Source organism: Nitratireductor sp. XY-223 (assembly GCF_004959855.1).
Lineage (GTDB): Bacteria > Pseudomonadota > Alphaproteobacteria > Rhizobiales > Rhizobiaceae > Hoeflea_A.
In genome coordinates this window covers 335,429-357,185 of the sequence record NZ_SPNT01000004.1, presented here as the reverse complement: position 1 = coordinate 357,185, position 21,757 = coordinate 335,429, and the positions used below count along the sequence as shown (strand labels likewise).

Annotated in this window: 19 protein-coding genes; 11 read left to right on the top strand and 8 right to left on the bottom strand. The window is 62.5% G+C overall.

Annotated features, from left to right (window positions below; genetic code table 11):
* Both ugpC and E4M07_RS16855 read left to right on the top strand, forming a co-directional pair.
* Complete coding sequence (ugpC, locus tag E4M07_RS16860) at positions 1-1,059, top strand: sn-glycerol-3-phosphate ABC transporter ATP-binding protein UgpC (protein ID WP_136659536.1); 1,059 nt, start codon at positions 1-3, stop codon at positions 1,057-1,059.
* Between the two features lie 224 nt (positions 1,060-1,283).
* On the top strand, positions 1,284-4,118 hold the full coding sequence (locus E4M07_RS16855) for a hypothetical protein (RefSeq protein WP_136659535.1): 2,835 nt from the start codon (positions 1,284-1,286) through the stop codon (positions 4,116-4,118).
* A 27-nt stretch (positions 4,119-4,145) separates the two neighbouring features.
* Here the strand turns inward: E4M07_RS16855 and E4M07_RS16850 are convergent, their stop codons facing one another.
* From E4M07_RS16850 to E4M07_RS16840, 3 genes are all read right to left on the bottom strand, one after another.
* The gene (locus E4M07_RS16850) at positions 4,146-5,486 is read right to left on the bottom strand and encodes a phosphatidic acid phosphatase (protein ID WP_136659534.1); all 1,341 of its coding nucleotides are present in this window, start codon (positions 5,484-5,486) and stop codon (positions 4,146-4,148) included.
* 107 nt (positions 5,487-5,593) lie between these two features.
* Positions 5,594-7,339: a tetratricopeptide repeat protein gene (locus E4M07_RS16845; protein ID WP_206057297.1), complete on the bottom strand. Its 1,746-nt coding sequence runs from the start codon at positions 7,337-7,339 to the stop codon at positions 5,594-5,596.
* A gap of 305 nt (positions 7,340-7,644) precedes the next feature.
* Entirely contained in the window at positions 7,645-8,133 is a 489-nt protein-coding gene (locus E4M07_RS16840) for a fasciclin domain-containing protein (RefSeq protein WP_136659533.1), read from the bottom strand.
* Positions 8,134-8,359: 226 nt separating this feature from the next.
* Between E4M07_RS16840 and E4M07_RS16835 the strand changes: the two genes are divergently transcribed.
* Genes E4M07_RS16835 through E4M07_RS16825 form a run of 3 tightly spaced genes read left to right on the top strand, consistent with a single transcriptional unit; the run spans position 8,360 to position 10,405 of the window.
* A complete protein-coding gene (locus E4M07_RS16835) occupies positions 8,360-8,941 on the top strand; it encodes a sigma-70 family RNA polymerase sigma factor (protein WP_136659636.1) in 582 nt (193 codons plus the stop codon).
* Positions 8,938-9,606, top strand: a complete 669-nt coding sequence (locus E4M07_RS16830; RefSeq protein ID WP_136659532.1) for a ChrR family anti-sigma-E factor — start codon at positions 8,938-8,940, stop codon at positions 9,604-9,606. The genes E4M07_RS16835 and E4M07_RS16830 overlap by 4 nt, the downstream gene beginning before the upstream one ends.
* A 19-nt stretch (positions 9,607-9,625) precedes the next feature.
* A complete protein-coding gene (locus E4M07_RS16825) occupies positions 9,626-10,405 on the top strand; it encodes an SDR family NAD(P)-dependent oxidoreductase (RefSeq protein ID WP_136659531.1) in 780 nt (259 codons plus the stop codon).
* Here the strand turns inward: E4M07_RS16825 and E4M07_RS16820 are convergent.
* Together E4M07_RS16820 and E4M07_RS16815 are read right to left on the bottom strand one after the other, a co-directional pair.
* Entirely contained in the window at positions 10,402-11,196 is a 795-nt protein-coding gene (locus tag E4M07_RS16820; protein ID WP_136659530.1) for a DUF1365 domain-containing protein, read from the bottom strand. The two genes, E4M07_RS16825 and E4M07_RS16820, sit on opposite strands and share 4 nt — an antisense overlap.
* A complete protein-coding gene (locus E4M07_RS16815) occupies positions 11,193-12,518 on the bottom strand; it encodes an FAD-dependent oxidoreductase (protein ID WP_246660480.1) in 1,326 nt (441 codons plus the stop codon). Before E4M07_RS16815 ends, E4M07_RS16820 begins: the two co-directional genes overlap by 4 nt.
* 146 nt (positions 12,519-12,664) lie before the next feature.
* Between E4M07_RS16815 and E4M07_RS16810 the strand changes: the two genes are divergently transcribed.
* Positions 12,665-13,087 carry a DUF2177 family protein gene (locus E4M07_RS16810; protein ID WP_348640524.1) on the top strand — a complete coding sequence of 141 codons (423 nt, stop codon included), beginning with the start codon at positions 12,665-12,667 and terminating at the stop codon, positions 13,085-13,087.
* A 34-nt stretch (positions 13,088-13,121) separates the two neighbouring features.
* On the opposite strand, the gene E4M07_RS16805 is transcribed toward E4M07_RS16810, so the two are convergent.
* Positions 13,122-14,750: a long-chain-fatty-acid--CoA ligase gene (locus tag E4M07_RS16805; RefSeq protein ID WP_136659529.1), complete on the bottom strand. Its 1,629-nt coding sequence runs from the start codon at positions 14,748-14,750 to the stop codon at positions 13,122-13,124.
* Positions 14,751-15,026: 276 nt separating this feature from the next.
* On the opposite strand from E4M07_RS16805, the gene E4M07_RS16800 reads away from it, so the two are divergent.
* The 4 genes from E4M07_RS16800 (at position 15,027) to E4M07_RS16785 (ending at position 19,287) form a co-directional block, all read left to right on the top strand.
* Positions 15,027-15,749 (top strand): glycosyltransferase family 2 protein, encoded by a 723-nt coding sequence (locus E4M07_RS16800; RefSeq protein WP_136659528.1) that lies wholly within the window; start codon positions 15,027-15,029, stop codon positions 15,747-15,749.
* Positions 15,742-16,074, top strand: coding sequence for a lipid-A-disaccharide synthase N-terminal domain-containing protein (locus E4M07_RS16795; RefSeq protein WP_136659527.1), 333 nt, complete (start codon positions 15,742-15,744; stop codon positions 16,072-16,074). The genes E4M07_RS16800 and E4M07_RS16795 overlap by 8 nt, the downstream gene beginning before the upstream one ends.
* A gap of 80 nt (positions 16,075-16,154) precedes the next feature.
* A complete protein-coding gene (locus tag E4M07_RS16790) occupies positions 16,155-17,804 on the top strand; it encodes a glycosyltransferase family 39 protein (RefSeq protein ID WP_136659526.1) in 1,650 nt (549 codons plus the stop codon).
* 169 nt (positions 17,805-17,973) lie between these two features.
* On the top strand, positions 17,974-19,287 hold the full coding sequence (locus E4M07_RS16785) for a dienelactone hydrolase (protein ID WP_136659525.1): 1,314 nt from the start codon (positions 17,974-17,976) through the stop codon (positions 19,285-19,287).
* A 38-nt stretch (positions 19,288-19,325) separates the two neighbouring features.
* Here E4M07_RS16785 and E4M07_RS16780 read toward each other — a convergent pair whose 3' ends face one another.
* A complete protein-coding gene (locus tag E4M07_RS16780; RefSeq protein ID WP_169054259.1) occupies positions 19,326-19,910 on the bottom strand; it encodes a GNAT family N-acetyltransferase in 585 nt (194 codons plus the stop codon).
* 23 nt (positions 19,911-19,933) lie between these two features.
* Positions 19,934-20,893, bottom strand: a complete 960-nt coding sequence (locus E4M07_RS16775; protein ID WP_136659523.1) for a homocysteine S-methyltransferase family protein — start codon at positions 20,891-20,893, stop codon at positions 19,934-19,936.
* A gap of 200 nt (positions 20,894-21,093) precedes the next feature.
* On the opposite strand from E4M07_RS16775, the gene E4M07_RS16770 reads away from it, so the two are divergent.
* Positions 21,094-21,711 carry a TetR/AcrR family transcriptional regulator gene (locus E4M07_RS16770; protein ID WP_136659522.1) on the top strand — a complete coding sequence of 206 codons (618 nt, stop codon included), beginning with the start codon at positions 21,094-21,096 and terminating at the stop codon, positions 21,709-21,711.
* The last annotated feature ends 46 nt before the right edge of the window (positions 21,712-21,757 follow it).

Sequence of the window (21,757 nt, the reverse complement as noted above, 5' to 3'; positions counted from 1 at the left end):
ATGTCAGGTGTAGCACTTCAGGAAGTTGTCAAGCGGTACAGTGATGTTCAGGTGATCCACGGTGTGAACCTTCACATTGACGATGGCGAGTTCTGCGTCTTTGTCGGTCCGTCCGGCTGCGGAAAATCGACACTGCTGCGCATGGTGGCCGGGTTGGAGGAAACCACCGAAGGCAAGATCTCCATCGGCACCCGCGATGTCACCAGGATGGACCCGGCGCAGCGCGGTGTCGCGATGGTCTTTCAGACCTATGCGCTCTATCCGCACATGACGGTCAAGGAGAACATGGGTTTCGGGTTGAAGATGAACGGCCACCCGAAGGCCGAGATCGAGGAGAAGGTTGCCGAGGCGACCCGGATCCTCAAGCTGGACCAGTATCTCAACCGCAAGCCCTCGGCGCTCTCCGGCGGACAGCGCCAGCGTGTTTCCATCGGCCGCGCCATCGTTCGCGGGCCGGAGGTCTTCCTGTTTGACGAGCCGCTCTCGAACCTCGACGCAGAGCTGCGCGTTGAAATGCGCGTCGAGATCGCCCGCCTTCACAAGGAAATCGGCGCCACCATGATATACGTGACGCACGATCAGGTCGAGGCCATGACGCTGGCGGACAAGATCGTTGTCCTGCGCGGCGGCCACATCGAGCAGGTCGGCGCGCCGCTGGACCTTTATCGCGATCCGGACAACAAATTCGTGGCCGGGTTCATCGGCTCGCCCGCCATGAACTTCCTCGAAGGAACCAGTAAAGGCGATTCGATCGAGGTTCCGGCCCTGAAAAGCAACGTCACGCTGCCGGTGACCATGCCGGCGGCCGGCACGCCCGTCATTTTGGGCGTGAGGCCCGAACACATCGAGATCGACCGGGCGGGCGACACCCTGTCTGTCGACCTGACCGAAGCGCTTGGCGGCACGTCATACGACTATCTCATTGCGGACAGCGGCGAAAAGATCATCGTCGAGGAGCGTGGCGACGAGCGCTCGACGGAGGGCTCCCGGGTCTCGATCAAGTTCGAGCCCGGCCGGGCCATGCTGTTCGACAGGGAAACCGAAGCCCGCATTCGGTAGTCCGCCCCGCAGCAGCCACTGCGGCGCCGGTTGCTGCTTTACCCGCCGACACCCGGATTTCCGTCCGTGTTCGCACGCCGCCGTGATTTGCGGCGGCAGGAAATGCCTTCAAAAGGACAGTGTCGACAAGCTCTGTTCAAGAATAAACCTGTGACTCGGGAAATATTTCGGGGTACTGTATTTGTACTCCCGTCTTGACGTCTGACAAAACAGGTTTTGTTCTCATGGCCTTCAAGTTTAAATGGGATCCGGGACCGCATGCCGTCCATTACCAGCGCTTCGATCCCGGCAACGCGCGTGCTTCGCGCATCGTCCAGCACAGCGCCGCTCCGTTTGTTGTCGAAGTCGATGACATCCGAAGCCTGGATGAAAACGGGTTCCGGGAGATCGGCTACCAGTATCTGAAACGGCTCGAGGACTTTCTCGCCATTGGGCGCAGAAATCTGGGTCTGCCGCCCGGTTGGATGGAGGCACTCGATCCGAAAGCCGGCAACGGCAGGCCCCCGCCGTTGCGCTGGCTCGACATCTGGCCCCCGTTTGGGGCGCCGGCGGACGACGACCGCACGCCGCGCCTTGCCTCCTGGCACCTCGTTCGCCATGTCAGGCCGAAGGGAGGCGAAGAGGTCAAGGACATCACCATTGTTCTTGTCGCCGCCGAGATTCTGCCCGTCAATGGCGATGAACCGGTCGGGCTTGATTTCGGCCTGCGTATTCCGATGGCGATCAGGGGGCATCCGGACGGGCCGTACTCGGTGGCCATACGCTCGATGTCGGCCGAACTGCCCTACGGGCGCTATATCAGCTTCACCGAGCTGGCGTCGCGCGTCCGCGCGGCGGGCAACCAGCTTGACGATTACGACATCGGCAGCCTGATCGGCCAGATGGTCGGATTGGTGGACGACGGCATCATCTCGGCGGCCATTGCAGCCGGCCAGCAGCTCTCTCCCGACAGCCTGCAATACGACGATTTGCGCCTGCGCATGGACAGTGAAAAACCGGAGGCCGAAGTCGGGGCGCTCGAACTGCACGGCAAGGGGCTGAGCGCCTTCGAGAGAGGGCCGGAGAGGCTTCCCCATTCCTTTGTCATGGACCTGCTCCTGCAGGATGGGCAACTGGTTCCCGGCGGCTCCAGCAAGCACCTTCTCGTCACCCATATGACGGCGCAGGGCGAAGCCGAACTGTTTCGCCAGGACCCGCCTTCCTGGCGCGACCTCGCGGCGCTGGGCAACGCCCCGGGGGACTATCAATGGTCAATGCGCCGGCCGACGCGCAGCGAAGAAGAGTTCGAGCGCTTCCGCACGACCGTTGCAATCAGCCAGAACGATCCGGCGGTCCTGGAAACGCCGGATTTCAAGGTCCGCAACTGCCCGGCCTATGTGCCCGGCGATCCGGATACGCCGAATGCCAAGACGGTGCCGCTTCCGGCCGATGCGTTCCTGCCGGTCCGTTACAACGATTATTCGGCGCTGAGCGCCTACTACAACTGTTTCGAGTTCTATGCGTTGCTGGACGGGTTCGGCTTCGACCTGCCGAATTTTTCGGTCGCCACGAAGCGCGAGCTGCAGGTCCACTACCGTTCGGGCATCATTCCCGGCCCCGGAAAGGACGGACAGACCGTCAATGCCCGCGTCACCATCAAGCCGCCGCCGGAAGAAGACTGCCCGGGGGACGGCCTTGCGATATTCGCCAAAAAGACGCCGACCGTCGAGATGCATCTGGCGCTCGGCAACCTATCCCACCGCGGCCGCTGGGACGGCACGATCTACGATCCGGCCTGGGCGCAGCCGCTCGGAATTGCCACAAGCGGGCGCTGGATGCTGCACGAATTCGGCCATGTTGTCCTGGCGGCGCGTCTCGGCAAGCTGGAATTCGATTTCGCCCACAGCGCCGGCGATGCGATGGCCGCCATCTGGTCCGATCCCTATTCGCGCCTGGCCGACCCGCGCGGTGGTGTCGCCGAGAGTTTCCGCGGCATCACTTTCCCCTGGGTGTTTACCACCCGCCGTCACGACCGCAATGTCTGCCTCGGCTGGGCCTGGGGCGGTTCGCTGAACCGTTCGCTGATCAACGCCCCGGCGTCGCTGCGCGACAATTTGAAGGGCTATGTCTCCGAACAGATCCTGTCGACGACCCTGTTCCGGCTCTACCGGGTCATTGGCGGGGACACGGTGAGCGCCGACGGTGGGCCGGATTTCTCCATGCGCGAGCGGGCGTCCTATGTCACGCTCTATCTGCTGCTGGAGGCAATCCGGACCATGGCGCAGTCGCCCTCCACCGCCGATTCGCTGCAGTCGGACATGGAGGCGGCCGACGCGAACCTCGTCAATCCGCTCTACATCAATTCGATATTCGGCGTTCCGCAGACCGGCGCCGCTCTCGACCGCTGGCTCGGCGGTCAGGGCACCAAGGTCGCCCGCTGGGCTTTCGAGGCGCAGGGCATGTTCTCGCCCTCGATAGATATCAACCACAACGCGCCCGGACTGCCCCTGGATGTCGATATCTTCATCGGCGACAACAGGCCGCTTGAGGAAAAGGTCGAAGGCGGTCTGGTTTCCTACGCTCCGGGCGCCTATGTGCCGGTGTCGCTGGACTGGGACGGCGAGCGCCTCTGGCAGGCGGCGGCGGGATTCCTGGACGTCGATGAGGCCGCAGCGTCGGTGTCGTTGCGGATCGGCAATCGCGGCTCCGATCCGGCGACCGGTGTCGAGGTCAGGGGCTGGGTCGGCATTGCCAGCGGCAATCCGGCCGATGAAGGCTGGGACCTGGACGATTCGATCAACTGGGTATTCGCGATGCAGGCGGTCGTGGCGAACCAGATTGACGCCGACGGAACGGCAGAGGCGGTTTTGGAATACGACACGGATCAGGTGTCCCTGTGCGCCGGTGAGTTCCTCGTCGTCATGGTCGAGTCCTCGTGCCCGGACGATCCGGCGGTTTCGCACCCGTCCCCCGGCCTTGCCTGTGCGATCACCGGCATGCCGCCGCAGGCGCCGCGTTTCGTCGCCGACATCGTGGCGAACGACAACAACATCGCGCTTTGGATGAGCCGTCCGGTCTAGGCGACTGATCTGTCCGCAAGCCTGGCATCACCAGGGCGTCGGCCACTCCGTCTTCGCGTGATCGATGACGCGCATCAGTGTCGGCGCATCGATCGGCTGCGGCTGCGCACCGCCGCGGCCCGGAACATTCTGCAGGCCGCGGTTGATCAGCGCGTCCCAGATGCCGGCGGCGAGGTGCCGGCTGCCGGTCGAATCCGACGGATAATGCACACCGATGCGTTCGCGGTTGACGGCGATGCGATGCGCGATGTTCAGCAGCGGCGAGGGGATCGGATTGGTCCCGTTCAGGTCACGCCATTCGGGCTTTCGCAGGATACCCCCGTTGTCGGCCGGCTGGCCGTCCGGCAGCACGCCGAAGCGCTGGTAGATGCCGGGAATTTCCAGCAGCAGCAGAGCGATGAAATGCGCCAGGAACGAATGGCCGCTGGGGTAGGCCGGGTGCGCCGGCGGACCGAACGGAACCGTCAGCCCCGGCCGCAGCACCGAGGGGCGCACGCGTTTGTAGTGCTCCTTGTAGACCATGTAGGCGACGTTTCCGATCGACAGGCCGCAATTGATCAGTTCCAGGGTCCAGGGATGGCTGATGGAATCGGCACCGAGGAAATGGATCAGGTAATCCGGCAAGCCGTCCGCCTGCACGTCGCTCTCGAACAGGTAGCGGGCGCGGTCGTCCTCCATGTAGATCTTCAACTGTTCGAGCTCGGCCTTGATAAAGGCGAACCCGACGGGCTCCGCTCCGACTGCGGGCCTGCCTTCCATCCAGTCCAGATCGGTTTTTTCCAGCCACCGGAACGCTTCCGGGTCGATCAGGTCCGGATGCCACTTGTCCGGCTGGCCGCCGAATTCGAGCGCCGCGAGGGTGGCCGGCTCCGTCCGGTCGGCGGCGCGCAGCCATTCCGTCAGGTGCGGATCGTAGGGCAGCGACCAGAATCGCAGCGCCGGATCCCAGTCCTCCGTTGTCCATAAAAGCGGGTCGCCGGCGAGCTGGTAGGGGTTGATCAGGTAAGCGAGCGGAAACGGCGTGGCGCCGCTATTGTCGGGCGTGAAGTCCAGCGTCCAGGGAATCTGCCGCAATTCGTAAGGAGTCGCGTAATAGCTGCGGATGGTGCCGATACCGCCGCCGGCGCCGGCATCCTTTCCGGGATCGAAGGTGCTGCCGAGGCCCAGTCCCAGTCCGAGCCCCAATCCGGAACCGAGCCCCAGGCCGAGGCCGCTGCCGAGCCCCAGGCCGGTCCCAAGCCCGAGGCCGCCCGACGAATCGGCTTCGGTGCGGCGCGAATTGCCGAGGCCGAGACCAAGGCCCAGCCCGAGCCCCAATCCCCGTGAACTGTTACGGTCCGATCCACTGTCTTCGGGCGGGGCATTCATGGTGCAATCCTCCTGGAAAATTGAAGGGGCGCTTTATTGCATTTATGATTTCGCCGTTTGGAGCTTTGAATATTGGCTTTTTATTATGATCGGATTGCAACGCGGAACTATTCCGGCAGTTTTGCCCTGCGAAGACCTTCCGTCAACTTGTCCCGATCCTCCTGTTTCTGCAGCGGATACCATGCCATAAAGTCCGATATTTTGAAACCGGGCTCCGCAGCAAGTAATTCGGCAGCAATGCTTTGCGCTTCTTCGATGTCGCCCTTCAGGCCGAGCGTGGCGGCCAGCAGGCGCAGGGTCGCGACCAGTTGCGGCTTGACCCGGTAGGATTTCCGCAGCCACGCGATGGCGTCCTCGTAGCGACCGGCGACGAACTCGCCGATACCGGCGGCCGTCCAGAAGAAGAAATTGTGCGGGTCGTACGGCGCCAGCCGCCAGACGTTGCGCAACCGTTCGCGCGCCTCGTCGCCGTTGCCCAGATAGGCGTGGCAGGTGGCGCTCAGGCCCCATGCAAGCGGCGAATTCTCGTCGTGTTCCAGTGCTTGCTGGAAGAGTTCGAGGGCGCTTTCGGGCTTGCCCTCGATAAAAGCCATGACGTGGCCGCCGACCGAGAGGCAAACCGCATCGTCGGGATCCAGAGCCACGGCGCGCCGCGCGGCCGCGACGGCTTCCTTCCGGTCGTCCTCGATGTTGCGGGAATGGCCTTCACCGATCCAGAAATTCAGAAACCACGCGAGATAGGCGTGGGCGCGCGCATAGCTGGGGTCAAGCTTTACCGCCCGCTGCAGGAGCGTGCGGGATTCGCCGTAACTTTCGGAGGTGAACTGGTAAAGGTCCGACAGCGCCCGCAGGACGCAGTCATAGGCGTCCAGGCTGTCTGTCGGGCGGTTGCCGATCCGCGCGGTCTCGACCGCACGCACCTGCGGCTCAAGGGCAGCCACGATGTTCGAGACGATCCGGTCCTGAAATTCGAACAGGTCTTCGGCTTCGCCGTCATAGCGTTCGGCCCAGATGGTGCGTGATTGCCCGGTCTCGACGAGCTCCGCATTGATGCGCAGGCGCTTGTCCTGGCGCCGCACGCTGCCCGTCAGCAGGTATTTGACGCCGAGCGCGCTCGCGATCTCCTGCGGGTTCTTGGTCGCCTCGCCGAACTGCAGTGTCGAGCTGCGGGCGATGACGAAGAACGTGCGGCTCCGCGATACGCCGGCGATGATGTCTTCGGTTATGCCCTCGCCGAAATAGCGGTTTTCCTCCGATGCGTCCATGTTGCGGAACGGCAGGACGGCGAGCGTCGGCCGGGACGACCAGTTCAGATAGGGGCTTACGATCTGGCTTTTCTCGACGGCACCAGCCTGCGGCTCCACGGCGTAGATGTGGATCGGGCGATCGATGTTCTTGAGCGGCGGCGCGCCGACATAGCGATAGGAATTCGGAAGCCGGTTGCCGATCAGCTCGCGCACCGTTCCTGTCAGGACGATTTCGCCGGGTTCCGCGAGTTGATGGATGCGCGAGGCAATGTTCACGCCGTCGGAATAGAGCGAGCCGTTCTCGTCGATGACATCGTCCACATTGATGCCGATCCGCAGCTGCATCGCATCGCTGTCGAGGGATTTTCCCTGGTTTTCCAGTATCGATTGCTGAACGTCCACCGCCCAGCTCACCGCGCTGACCGCGCCCGGGAATTCGACCAGGACCGCATCGCCGGGACTTTCGACCATGCGTCCGTCATGGCGTTCCATGTGCGGATAGAGGATTTCTTTTCTTATCCTGTTCCACAGGGCAACAGTGCCGGCGCTGTCATTGGCCATCAGGCGTGAATAACCGGCGACATCGGCAAATGCCAATGCACTCAATCGCCAGTCTATATTCATACGCGGCAGTGACAGTTGTGCGCCCAAGTACTTTCACCTGCTCTTGAACAGTTGCCGTCACTCTAGCAGTAAATAAGGACCGTACAGTGAAATAAACTACATTCGCGAACTATTTGAATACGCAATATTCTTTCGTAAGTTGATTGCAATTCGGGCAGCGCCTGATGGTTGCAATCCCTTACGCCGGATCGGGGTGTTTGTGTTCCGTCAGGAAGCAAAAAAGGGCGCGCAGTCTGGATTGCGCGCCCAGAGCGCGTCCGGAGATGGGGACGCGCGGTTATCGACGGTCAGTTGGAGGGGAGTACGACAGTGTCGATAACGTGGATGACGCCGTTATCGGCGATAATGTCGGCGGAAACGACATTGGCGTTGTCCACCGTCACGCCGGCGGAGGATTTTTCGACCGAAAGCGTCTTGTCACCGGCAGTTTTCAGCGTCTTGACGTGAATGCGCCGGCCCGGAAGGTCGGTGGACATCAGCTTGCGCGGCAGCACATGGTAGCTGAGGATGGCAATCAGCTGGTCCTTGTTCTCCGGCTTCAACAGGTTCTCGACGGTGCCGGCCGGAAGCGCCGCGAAGGCCTCGTCCGTGGGTGCGAAGACGGTCAGGTTCTCGCCGGTTGCCAATGCGTCTGCAAGCCCCGCGGCCTGTGCCGCGGCAAGAAGCGTGTTGAAGGTGCCGGCGCCCTGCGCGGTTTCAACGATGTTCGCGGCATGCGCGGGTGCGGCTGCTGCGATTCCCATTGCGACGGATGCCGCGATAATCATTTTCTGCATGTTCAACTCCTGTGAAGGTGGACAGACAGTCGACCGCCGGATGGTCCGGGTTGCTAGCTGGCAAGGGTTACGCCGTCACGCCCTCAACGGATCACCGGTGATGGAGAAAATTGCCCTTCACGCAGAAAATGCTGATAAATTTTCAACGGCCGTGATCCGATGACGTGCGGCCGACGTAATGGTTCCGGTTAAAACAAAAGGCCGGACGATGCTGAAAGTCTTGCGGATGGAAGAACCGACCGAGGATCCGGGACAAAAAACGGATCAGGCGCAATTCGAGGCGCTGATATCGGCCGTCGCCGTCCAACGCGACAAATCGGCTTTCGAAACCCTGTTCGTCCGGTTCGGCCCAAGGATCAAGGGAATGATGCTCGGCTCAGGGGCGAGCCAAGACCTTGCGGAGGACCTGATGCAGGAAGTCATGTTGACGGTTTGGCGCAAGGCCGCGCTCTATGCGCCTGAGCGCGGCACAGTTTCGACCTGGATATTCACCATAGCGCGCAACGCGCGTATCGACCGGCTGCGGCGGCAGCCCGTCCAGCCCTATGTGGATGTCGAGACCGTTTCGATCGCCAGTGACGCGCCGAGCGCAGAAGCGGAAATGATAACCGGCCAGCGCGGCGAACTGGTCCGCGAGGCGCTGCAGCGTTTGCCGAAGGAACAGCGGGATGTGATCGAATTGGCGTTCAACCAGTATATGCCGCAGAGCGAGATTGCCAGGAAGCTGGACCTGCCCATCGGCACGGTGAAGTCCCGCACCCGGCTGGCCTACAAGAAACTGAAGGAAAACCTCGAGGATTTGAGATGAGCATTCATCACCATCTGGATGCTGCATCGCTGATGCGCTATGCGGCCGGCGATCTCGACCCCGCCTTCGCGGTGGTCGTCGCCTCGCATCTTGCGATGTGCGACGAGTGCCGGCAGGCGGTGCGCGTAGCCGAGGCCGTTGGCGGTGCGTGCCTTTCCGATATGCCGGAGGCGGCGCTGTCCGACGGCTCCTTTACCCGCCTGTCCCGGATGATCGATGCCGATACCGGATCGAACGACGAGCATCCGGCCGCGCCGCCGCCGCCGGCAAACGACCCCGCCGCCGATGTGCCGCTGCCATTGAGCAGCCTGGTCGGCAAGTCGCTCGACGAATTGCAGTGGCGCCTCGTGGTGCCGGGCGTCTACAGGCACCGCATCGAACTCGCCGATACCCGCTCGTCGCTGTTCATGCTGAAGATCGGTCCGGGCAGGAAAATGCCGGAACACGGCCATGGCGGCACCGAGATGACCCTGATCCTGCGCGGCTCCTACCGCGACGCGATCGGCCGCTTCGCCCGTGGCGACATCGCCGATCTCGATGAGCATGTGGAACACCAGCCCGTCGTCGATTCGGACGATCCCTGCATTTGCCTGGTCGCGACCGAGGAGCCGACCCGCTTCAAGGGCATCGTCAGCCGGCTGATGCAGCCGCTGGTCGGCATCTGAACCGGATCCGCACCCCGCAATGACCTATTCCAACAAGCCCGGACTGGGCAATGTCTGGATCGTCGGTGCGAGTTCGGGCATCGGAGCGAGCCTGGCCCGGCTGATCGAGGACCGGGCTGACAAGGTCGCGATAACGGCGCGCTCGGCGGAAAAACTCCAGGAGATGCGGCTCGGCAGCGAAAGGCTCTTTGATTTTCCTGCCGACATTTCCGATGAGGCGACGACCGCTGCGGTCGTCAAGGACATCGAAGCGCAGTTTTCCGGCATCGATCTTGCCGTTCTTTGCGCCGGTATCTGGCTGCCGATGGCCGCGGACGCGATGGACACATCGAGGATGCGCCAGGCGATGGACATCAACTATTTCGGTGTCGTCAACGCGGTCAACGCGCTGCTGCCCGGCATGAAGGCGCGCGGCGGCGGCCGCATTGTCGTCGTGGCCTCCGTTGCCGGCTACCGCGGCCTGCCGACATCCGTTGCCTACGGGCCCACAAAGGCGGCGCTGATCAACCTGGTCGAAACGCTGGCGCTCGAGTTGCACGAATGGGGCATCGAGGTAACCATCGTCAATCCGGGATTTGTCGACACGCCCATGGCGCGGGTCAACCGGTTCAGGATGCCGGGGCTCATCAGCGCCGACATGGCGGCGCAAAAGCTCCTCGACGGCATCGTCCGGCGCAAGTCGGCGATCTTCTTTCCGTTCGGTTTTACGACGATCATCCGGTTGACGAATTTCCTGCCGACGGCGCTTTATTATTGGCTGATCAGACGCCTGACCGGAGCCGGAAAGCAGAAAGACTAGGCCGCGATCCGCCGGTTCTTGTGCGCGACCGGAACGGTAACGGCAGCGGTCGGCGGCGCCGGTTTCTTAAAGAAACGAAGCCGCTTGCTCCAGAGCTTCAGGGCCTCGTAGTGGATCCCGAGCCAGACCTTCGCCGTCATGAAACCGTGGGTGACGGCGAGGCGTGCCAGCCAAGCATCGGAAAGCGGAACGCGCTCGCCGCTGAACTGCGCCGCGAGCAGCGGGCCGTCCTCATCCTTGAGCAGGATCGCGACATTCGCCCTTTGGCCCGGCAGGCGGGTCCTGAAGGCGTAGCGGCCGCGCACCGCGTTGAAGGGCGATACGTGCAGCACCTTTTCGCAACTCTGCCGGATGCATCCTTTGTCGGCGGGATCGACCGGGATCGCATAGCTGTGCCGCTCGCCGAAGGTGTTGGTTACCTCGTAGATCACGACGGTCGTGCGATCCTGCGCGTCGAGGCCGTAATAAACAGTCAGCGGGTTGAACACGTAACCGAGGACGCGCGGATAGCACTGCATCAGAAATCGCCGCGTGCGGTTTGCGCCGAGCGCCTGTGCCGCCATCCCTTCAAGATGGGGTTTCAGGGCGCCGCCGTTCCCGAGGTCGCTTTCATGCACCGCGTACAGGTTGAACCGGTTGTGGGAAAACAGGCGCAGCTTCCGGCCGAGGCCGGGAAGGTGGTCGACGTCGACCAGCAACGAGAACACGGAATAGCGAAAGCCGTGCGGCTTCGGCCGCAGGCGCCGGTGCATGACCGTGCCGACATAGATCGCGTCGCTGGGTTTTGTCATTCCGCCACCTGCAGGTACTCCTCGAAACCGCTGCGGCGCAGGTCGAACGCCGGATCGCTCGCCCACGGCCTCGCCAGGCCGCCGAGCTTTTCCGCGACCGCGAGGCCGCTGGCCAGGCCGTCCTCGTGGAAACCGTAGCCCAGATAGCTGCCGCAATACCAGGTGCGCCGGTATCCCTGCAGCGTCGGCATGTTCTCCTGGGCCCGGAAGGCCTCCGCGGTGAAGACCGGATGTTCGTAACGCATTTCCCGGATGATCGTCTCGGACGCGATCTCGCGGATCGGGTTGAGCGTGACGAAGATGTTGTCGCGCGTCGGCAGCGACTGCAGCCGGTTCATCCAGTAGCTGACGCACAGTTCGTCGGCCGATTTTCGGCCCGCCTTGATGTAGTTCCAGCTCGACCACAGCCTGTTGCGCTTCGGCATCCACCGTTCGTCGCAGTGCAGAAACGCGGTGTTTTCCTGGTAGGGAAAGGCGCTCAGGAGGGCCGCTTCGGCGGCATCCCGGTCGCCGAGCAGCGCCAGCGCCTGGTCGGCATGCGTCGCCATGACCACGTGGTCGAAGAGCTGGGTGACCCCGTCCCGCATTGTGATCAGCACCCGGTCCGGCCGGCGGGCGACGGTCTTGATGTCCGCGCCGAGCACGGTGTGGAACCGGCCATCGGCGACAAGCTTGTTCACATAGGTACGGCTGCCGCCCGCGACCGTGTTCCAGTCGGGCCGGTTCTTGAACTGCAGCATGCCGTGATTGGCGTAGAAGTCGACAAAGGCGCGCGCCGGAAACTCGAGCATCCGGTCCATGGATGTCGACCAGATGGCGGCGCCCATGGGGATGATGTGGTCGTCGATGAAGTCGCGCGAATAGTGTTCGCGCTCGAGAAATTCACCGAGTGTCGTGTCGGTGTGATAAAGGGCGATCCGGCGCCGCGCATTGCGGAAAAAACGGTTGATTTCCTTCAAAAGCATCCAGTGCTGGACATTGGCGATGTTGCGCCTTTGCCCGAAATATCCGGAGCCGTGACCGGCATATTCGTACCGGCCGAAATCGTGGGTGAGCGAAAAGCTCATCTCCGTCGTCGCGCATTCGACATCGAGGTGGCGAAACAGGGCGCACAGATTGGGGTAGTTCGCCTTGTTGAAGACGATGAATCCCGTGTCGACGGGCACCGTTCCGTCCGCGGTTTCGACATCCACCGTGTGGGCGTGGCCGCCGAGGCTGTTGCCGCGCTCGAAAAGCGTGACATTGTGCCCCTTGCTCAACAACCAGGCGGCCGAGAGCCCCGATACCCCGCCGCCGATGACCGCTATGTTCTGTTTACGCAACGGTGTCTCCCGTTTTTGCCGCTCTGTTCTACGGACTTCATACGGGCGCCCGGCACGCTCGGATCACTTGCGATGCGGAATTTCAGCGCTGCTCTCGGCCATGTGATCCGAACCCGCCGGCAACCCGTAAAAAAGGGAAATAAACGGTGAACTGGAACGCCATGCAGCTTTTCATCAAAGCCTATCTCGTGACGGCGCTTGTCTTTTTCGTGATCGACTATCTGTGGCTGGCCTATATTGCCGGCGGTTTTTACCGCAGCCAGCTCGGCGCCTACATGCTCGACCAGCCGCGGCTTGGTGTGGCCGCGGTCTTTTACGTTCTTTACGTGGCGGGCATCGTTGTCTTCGCGGTGTTGCCGGCGCTGAAGGAGCAGTCCTTGCTGACCGCGCTGATGCTCGGCGCACTGCTCGGCCTTGTTGCCTACGGCACCTACGACGTCACCAATTATGCGACGCTGCGCAACTGGCCGCTTACCGTGCTCGTGGTGGATATCGTCTGGGGCATGGCGCTCACCGCGGCAGCCTCCGCGAGCGGCTATGCATTGACCCGCACCTATTGGGCCGGCTGACCGGGTCGCGCGACCGACCGCCGGCCCGGCCGGCTCAGGCGTCGGGAAAGCGGTAGTCCTTGAACTGGTCGCGCAGCACCGTCTTCTGGATTTTGCCGGTCGCCGTGTGCGGTATCTCGTCGACAAACGCAACGTCGTCCGGCATCCACCACTTCGCGACATTGCCGCGCATGAAATCCAGGATGTCGTCCTTGCTCGGGTCGCGGCCGTCCTTGCGGACGATGACGAGCAGCGGTCTTTCATCCCATTTCGGGTGCGCGATTCCGATGACCGCGGCCTCCGCGACATCGTCGTGGCCGACCGCCAGGTTCTCAAGCTCGATGGACGAGATCCACTCGCCGCCGGATTTGATCACATCCTTTGCGCGGTCGGTGATCTCCATGTAGCCGTGCGGGTCGATGTGGGCGACATCGCCGGTGTCGAACCAGTTCTCGTCGTCGAACTGCTCGGCGCCGCGCCCCTTGTAGTAGGAGGCGGAGATTGCCGGTCCGCGCACCTTGAGCCTTCCGAACGTCTCGCCGTCCCACGGCAGGGCATTGTTGTCGTCGTCGGTGACCTTCATCTCGACGGTAAAGGGCGGGTGGCCCTGTTTGGCCTGCAGGTCCAGCTTGCCGTCGCCTTCGAGATGCGCGTATTCCGGCTTGATCGAACACAGCGTGCCCAGCGGGCTCATTTCCGTCATGCCCCAGGCATGGATGACGTTGACGCCGTATTTGTCCTGGAACGCCTGGGTGATCGCCCGCGGGCAGGCCGAGCCGCCGATGACGACATTTTCAAGGTCCGGCAGTGAACCGCCCACCGCCTCGAGGTGCTGCAGGAGCATCAGCCACACGGTCGGCACCGCCGCCGTCATCGTCACCCGTTCCTCGGTCAGGATCTGGTAGATCGATTCACCGTCCATGCCGGCGCCCGGAAGCACCATGCTCGAGCCGACCATCGGGCAAACGAATGCCGTGGACCAGCCGTTGGCATGGAACAGCGGCACGACCGGCATCATGCGGTCGCGGGAGGACAGGTTGAGCATGTCCGGCTGCGAGGCTGCCATGGCGTGAAGCACATTCGAGCGGTGCGAATAGACGACGCCTTTCGGATCGCCGGTCGTGCCAGAGGTGTAGCACATGCCGGCAGCCGTCGTTTCGTCGAATTCGCGCCAGGCGAAGTCATCGTCGGCCTCGGACACCCAGTCCTCATAGGCCACCGCATTCCTGATCTTCGTTTCGGGCATGTGGGCCGCGTCGGTCAGCACCACCACCTTCTCAAGGCTCGGCACCTTGTCGGCGACGGCCTCGACCACCGGAAGGAACGTCAGGTCGACGAACAGGAACCGGTCTTCGGCGTCGTTCATGATCCACGCGATCTGGTCCGGGAACAGTCGCGGATTGAGCGTGTGATAAACCGCGCCGAGACCCAGGATGCCGTACCAGACCTCCATATGCCGCCACGTGTTCCAGGCCATCGTCGCAACCCGGTCGCCGAATGCGATGCCGTCTTTCTCGAGGCGTTTGGCGACCTGGCGCGCCCGGTTGCCGATGGCGCGGTAGTTGGTGCGATGCATCGGTCCCTCGACCGATCGCGAAACGATCTCCCGTTCCCCGTGGTAGGTGGCTGCGTGGTCGATGATCTTGTGACACAACAGCGGCCAGTCCTGCATCAGTCCCTTCATGTTGATTTTCCTCCCGAATTCCGACGGCTGGTTTTTACCGGTCAGAGTATGGCGTTCTTCGCTCCGCAGTAAAGGGATCACCGGTCGTTTAATTGCCCTTCGCACCGGATGCGGTCCGGGACAAAGAACTTGCTTCGCCAGCGCCGCCTTGCTAAGGCGTCCGCGCGCAAACGGTTGAAAATCGGCAGGTGCCGGGCATTCCGGCGGTTTCCCTGCAAATATCTGTTTCGGCTCTCACTTCGGCTCGAATACGGAGCACCGCTCCAAGGCACGTCCATGATATCCATCGTCATTCCCTGCAAGAACGAAGCGCAGAATATTCCGCCGCTCTTGGACGAGATTGCCGAGCATCTCGGCGACCGCGAAATCGAGGTGATCGTCGTCAATGACGGCTCGACCGACAATACGCCCGAGGTGCTGGCCGCAGAGGCCGCCCGGCACAAATTTCCGGTCCGCCATCTTCGCCACACATCGTCCGTCGGCCAGAGCCTGTCGCTGCGCAGCGGCGTGCTGGCGGCTGCCGGCACGGTCATTGCGACGATTGACGGCGACGGCCAGAACGATCCGAAATATATCGGCCCGCTGGTCGACACGCTGGTCGAGGCAGGCCCGCTGACCGGCATCGCCTGCGGCCAGCGCATCAAGCGCAAGGACACCAGGATCAAGCAGCTCTCGTCGCGCTTCGCCAATTGGCTGCGCGGGTCAATATTGAATGACCGGACCCGCGATTCCGGTTGCGGGCTGAAAGCCGTGCACGCGGATATATTTCGGCGCCTGCCGTTTTTCAACGGCACCCACCGGTTCCTGCCGGCCCTTGTGATCCAGGAAGGTTTCGACGTCGTCGCCATCGACGTCCTGGACCGGCCGCGCCGGTTCGGCAAGTCCAATTACGGCATCCTGGACCGTGGTCTGCGCGGCGCGCTGGACCTGTTCGGCGTTTGGTGGCTGAAGCGCCGCCGCAAATTGATGCCAGATGTTGAGGAAATACGTTATGACTGAGGTGTTTGCACCGCTGATCGACTGGTTCCGGGTCGTCTTCATCGAACAGTTCGACGCCTGGGTGCTGCTCGGTTTCCTGGCGCAGGCCTGTTTTACCATGCGTTTCGTCGTACAGTGGATCGCGTCGGAGCGCGCAAAACGGTCGGTTGTACCGATTGCCTTCTGGTTTTTTTCCCTGTTTGGCGGAGGCATGCTATTCATTTATGCGATTCAGCGGCAGGATCCGGTGTTTATCGCCGGGCAGGGCATGGGTTTGATCATCTATATTCGCAATCTCTGGCTGATAGCCAACGAACGAAAGGCCGCAATGGCCCAGACTGACTGACAAAAGATCGGATCGAGTTGAAGCATTTGACGGAGCAGAATCGGTTCATTCGGCTGGGCGCGGCAGACGGAAGGGCGGGCGTGCTTCGTTATGTATTGCTCTTTTTGCTGGGCCTTGCGGTGCTGGTGCCCGGAATCGGCCAGTTGCCGCCGATCGACCGTGACGAGGCCCGTTATGTCCAGTCGACCAAGCAGATGGTCGAGAGCGGCGATTACGTCGACATCAGGTTCCAGAACCATCCGCGCTACAAGAAACCGATCGGTGTCTACTGGCTGCAGTCGCTGACCGTCGGCCTGACGGGCGAGGGGGCCGAAGCGCCGATCGCGGCCTATCGCGTGGTCTCGGTCGTCGCGGTCGCCGCCTCGGTTGCGGTGCTTTACTGGGTCGGACAGGCCCTGTTCGGCCACACGGCCGGGCTGATTGCCGCCCTGATGCTGGCCGGCATGTTCGGTGCCGGCTTCGAGGGCCGGCTGGCGAAGACCGATTCCGTCCTGCTGTTGCTCACCATCTTGGCGCAGGGCTGCCTGGCACGCATCTATGTGGCGAACCGCGAGGAAAAGCCCGTTCCCGGCGCCATCGTGTGGATATTCTGGATCGCGCAGGGCGCGTCGATCCTCGTCAAGGGGCCGATCACGCCGCTCGTCAGCGCCCTGACGGTGCTGTTCATCGTCATTTTCGACCGCAACCGGCCCCGCGCATGGCTGGCCGATCTCAAGCCGCTGCGCGGCATTGCACTCATGGTGCTGATCGCGCTGCCCTGGCTGATGCTGATCACCTGGAAAAGCGGCGCCGCCTTCTGGCAGGAGGCGGTCGGCCGCGACATGCTGTCGAAGATCGCCTCGGGTCAGGAATCGCACGGGGCACCGCCGGGATACTATGTCATTACCTATTCCCTGCTGATGTGGCCGTTCGGGCTGATCGCCGTCATCGGCGGCACCCATGCGCTCAGGCGCATGTTCGTCGATCCGCGCATGATGTTCTGCGTCGCCTGGTATCTGCCGCTGTGGCTGTTATTCGAACTGATACCCACCAAGCTGCCGCACTATATCCTGCCGTCCTATCCGGCGATCCTGCTGCTCGGCGGCTGGTTCCTGAGCCTTGCCGCCAGCGATGCCCCCAAACCGCTGCTGTGGCAGCGGATCCTGCACGGTTTCACCGGCTTCGGCGTCATCGTCGTGACCATCGCCTTTGCGTCGCTGGCGATCATCGTGCCGGTTTACATCGCCGGCAGCTTCTCGTTCTGGAGCATTCCGGTGGTGCTGCTGCTCGTCATGGCCTGCTGGTTCAGCCTCGGCTACGGGCTGGAGCTTGCCCCGGTGCGCCGGGTGCTGGTGGCGACGCTGACGGCAACGACGGCCTACGGGCTTGCCTACGCCGCCATCCTTCCGCAGGTGGACGAGATGTGGGTAAGCCGGCAGATCGTCGATCGGTTCGAGGCCGAAAAGGCCTGCACCGACTCCGTGCTTGCCTCGGTGACCTATCACGAGCCGAGCCTTGTCTTCCTGGCCGGAACGAAGACGCTTCTGACTGGTCCCGGCAGCGCCGCGGAGCATCTTTTGAGGGATCCCGAATGCGCCATTGCTGCCGTTCCGGAGGAGGATGCGCCCGCCTTCCTGACCGCACTCAGCGCCAGCGGCGCACGGGCCGAAGGCGGCGAGCCGATTTCCGGCTTCAACTACTCGAAGGGCCGGCGCCTTTCGATCACCCTCTACCGCATCACCGGACAATAACAAGCAGCCAACAGGCTCTTTACCGGGACCCTGTTTGCACGTCCTCGTGCGGCCGGTGTCACAATCGCGTTGCCGACATGTGTTATGGCTGGAAGACAAACCTACTCAGTAGTATGGTTGACGTCCGTTCCCGTAACGGCAATTGGAAACGCGAAGACAGGGATACGCTATGAAACATGCAATAGGGGTGGCAGCCATTACCGGACTGCTGTGCACGGCGGCGCTCGCCGAGGACAATCGCGTCGATTTGATCCGGCCGGACGCGCCGGCGCTGGCCGCCCACGGGGACAGCCCCATCGGCGTGCGCACGGTTCAGATAACCAACCCCGGACAGATCGATATCCTCAAGGTGGAGGACGGCAAGGACCTGCCGCGCTACGACCGGCCCCTGACGCTGGAGGTGTGGTATCCGGCCGCGATCGGCACCGGTTACGAGGGCGTCTACAAGGACGTGCTTCTTCGTGATGGCGTGACCAAGGTCGATCTGAAGGGCCGGGCGGTGCGTGACGCCGAGCCGGCCAAGCCGGAATCCGCTTATCCGCTGATCGTTGTCTCGCACGGCTATCCGGGCAACCGGTTCCTGATGAGCCATCTCGGAGAGAATCTGGCCACCAAGGGCTATGTGGTCGTTTCCATCGACCACACCGAAAGCACCTATGACAACAGGGCCGCATTCGGCTCGACCCTCGTCAACCGGTCCATCGACCAGACCTTCGTCGTCGACGCGGTCGACAGGATGTCGAAGGAGGACGGCAATTTCTTCAACGGGCTCATCAATGCCGATGACACCGGTCTGATCGGCTATTCCATGGGCGGCTACGGTGCGGTGATCACCGCCGGCGGCGGCGTTACCCAGGCGAGCACCGAATATGAATGGGGCGCGCCCGCCGGCACGCTGCAGGTGCACTTGGCCGGCAGCGATACCCACGAGGCGCTGATCGACCCGCGCATCAAGGCCGCCGTCGCCGTTGCGCCCTGGGGCATGAATACCGGTTTCTGGGATGCCGCGGGCCTCTCCGGCGTGCGCATTCCGATGTTCTTCATCGCCGGCAGCGACGACGACGTGTCGGGCTATGAGAACGGCACCAAGGCGATCTTCGATCTCAGCACCGGCACCGACCGTTATCTGCTGACCTTCGAATACGCCAACCACAATGCCGGCGCGCCGATCCCGGCGCCGACGGAGGCCTGGCAACCGTCCGAGCACCTGGATTTCATCCCCTTCGACCATTATGCCGACGCCGTGTGGGACAACACCCGCATGAACAACATCACCCAGCATTTCGTCTCCGCGTTCTTCGGCCAGTACCTGAAGGGCGATGGCGAGATGAGCGCCTATCTCGACGTTGTCGAGAAATCCGGCGACGGCGTCTATGCGGTGGAAGAAGACGGGACCCTGAAGCCCGAACACACTTACTGGACCGGTTTTCCGAACCGGACGGCCAAGGGTCTCAGCCTCATGCGCAAGGCAAAGGGCGAGTAGTCAAAGAAAAGGGCCGCCTGATTTCAGGCGGCCCTCCTTTATTTCACCAGCAGGATCCAGGCCTCTCCGGGCCCATTCCAGTCTCCCTTGATCTTCGGCCGGCTTGCATGTCTGCGGTAGCCGAGCCGCTCGTAGAGCCGGCGTGCGTCGCGGTTCGCATTCGAGACGATCAGGCTCATCGTGGCGCCCTCGACCAGGCCCTCGGCCTGCGTCAGGAGCCTGCTGCCGATGCCTTTCCCGCGGTGTTCGGGGTAAACGGCGAGGACGTTCACGTGGTGCGAGCCGACGACCATGTCCTCCAGCTCCAGCAGCGGCCGGAACACCGGCGGCACGCCGGCATGGTCTTCCGGCGCCGTCGGCGCCTCGATCATGTAGCTCGATACGCACCCGGTGACCTTGCCGTCCATCTCGGCGACCAGCGATTTGGTGTACGAGAAGCCGGCTGTGTCGCTGGCGGCACGGCGGATGCCGATGGCCCAGGGGTCGATGTCGTCACCGTAACCCGCGGCCAGGGTCTGCCAGTGGTAGTAGGCAAGACCGTCGCCGGCAAGGTTGACCAGCCTCGCAAGATGACGCGCATCTTCGTAGGTTGCCGGTCTCGATGTGAATGCTGCGTTCAACATTTCGATCTCCATTCAAGCATGTGTCATGCAGCGGCCTGGTGCCTGCAGGAATAGCCGATGGCGCACACATGTCTGTGGTCTGTGCCACAACAACCGCCTAAAACCGAAAGATTCGGCATCAGCTCCAGAAGGGCGCGATACTGGTTGCCGAGTTCCACCGGATCGCCGTCGTCGAGCGTCTCGCAATTGTCCAGTTCCGCATGGCTCATGCGCGAGGCATTGGCGCGCAGGCCGCGAATGCGCCGCGTCCAGTTGCCGCCGCGGGCGATCACGTCCTGGAAGTGCTCCGGATGCACGCAGTTGAGCATGAAATAGGCGGGCCGGGTGTCGCCGCTGCCGTCAAGCTGCAAAATGGCGTCTTCCAGGCTCTGCCCGGATGGCAGCCGCCCGTCGGTCTCCAGCGTGAATGATATCGCCGCCGGAACCCCGTGCGTATGCGCTGCCCGCACGATGCCTTCTGCCTCCTCCGCGTAATTGATGGTCAGCGCCGAGATCATGTCGACGCCGGCGGCCGCAAGGGCCGCGATCTGGGCGCCGTGATAGGCCTCGGCCTCCGCGGCGCTCATTTTGGACGACACGCAATAGCCGTCGCCGCGCGGTCCGAGATTGCCGCTGACGACGAACGGCATGCCGGGCCTCTCGTGCTTCGCGCGCAGGTCGAACAGCATTTCGGCAGCGTCATGATAGACCGCGCGGAGCGCATCCGGACTGTAGCCCATCAGTTCGGCCCAGTCGGGATTGGCCCGCCAGGTCGGCGTCTCGAGCACGAAACCGTAACCCTGTTCGACCGCAAGCGCGGCGTGCCGGCTGTAATAGGCCTTCAGCCAGTCGGTGCCCTTGCGGCTGCGCAACAGGTCGAATGCGGCAAAATACGGCAAGTCGTACCCGTCGTGAAACACCAGGGTTGTTTCCATACCGCTGTCGGTCAGCAGTATATGTCCATTGAGTTGCGGCAGTTTCAGTCTATATTTTGCTTCGGTCATGGATCGGTCCTCTTTTTTGAGGACGGAAACATGAAATGATTTGGTCAATGCCGATAGAAAGTTTGCGGTACGGTCGTTGCGAAAAATTTTAAGCAGCAATATCAATTGGTTGGAATGAAGGCATCTGTCACGGCGTTTAGATCGGACCAGAAACTGTACTGACGGTACTGTACCGGCGGTAAAGCAAAACGGGACTGAATATGGGCAAGGGGCAGGAAACGCGCGAGCGCTTGATGGACATCGCCGAGGCGTCGGTGCTGACCAAGGGTTTCGGCGCCACCTCGATCGACGAGATCATCGCCGAGGCGGAGATCACCAAGAGCGGCTTTTTCTATCATTTCAGGGACAAGAACCAGCTGGCGCTGGCGCTTCTGCAGCGCTATGTCGACCGCGAGGACGAACTGCTCGACGATCTCTTCGCCCGGGCACGGGAGCTGCACGACGATCCGTTGCACGCTTTTCTGATCGGCCTCAAGCTGTTTGCCGAGATGATGGCGGATCTGCCCAAGGGGCATCCCGGCTGCCTGGTGGCGACCTGCTGCTACAATGAGCGCCTGTTTGATTCCGACGTGCGCGAGCTGAACAAGCACGCGCTGCTCAAATGGCGCCGGCGCTTTCTGGCAGAGCTGGAAAAGATCGCTGCCATCTATCCGCCGAAGGACGATGTGGACCTGGAGGCGGTGGCCGACATGGTGACCGGCATCGTCGAGGGCGGCATCGTCCTGTCGCGGGCACTGGAGGCGCCGCAGGAACTGTCCAAGCAGATCCTGCTCTTCCGCTCCTATCTGAAACTATTGTTCATGCCGGCCTACAACTGAGCCCGCCCCGCGGCGGCGTTGAAGGATCCGATGGAATTTGTTTTAC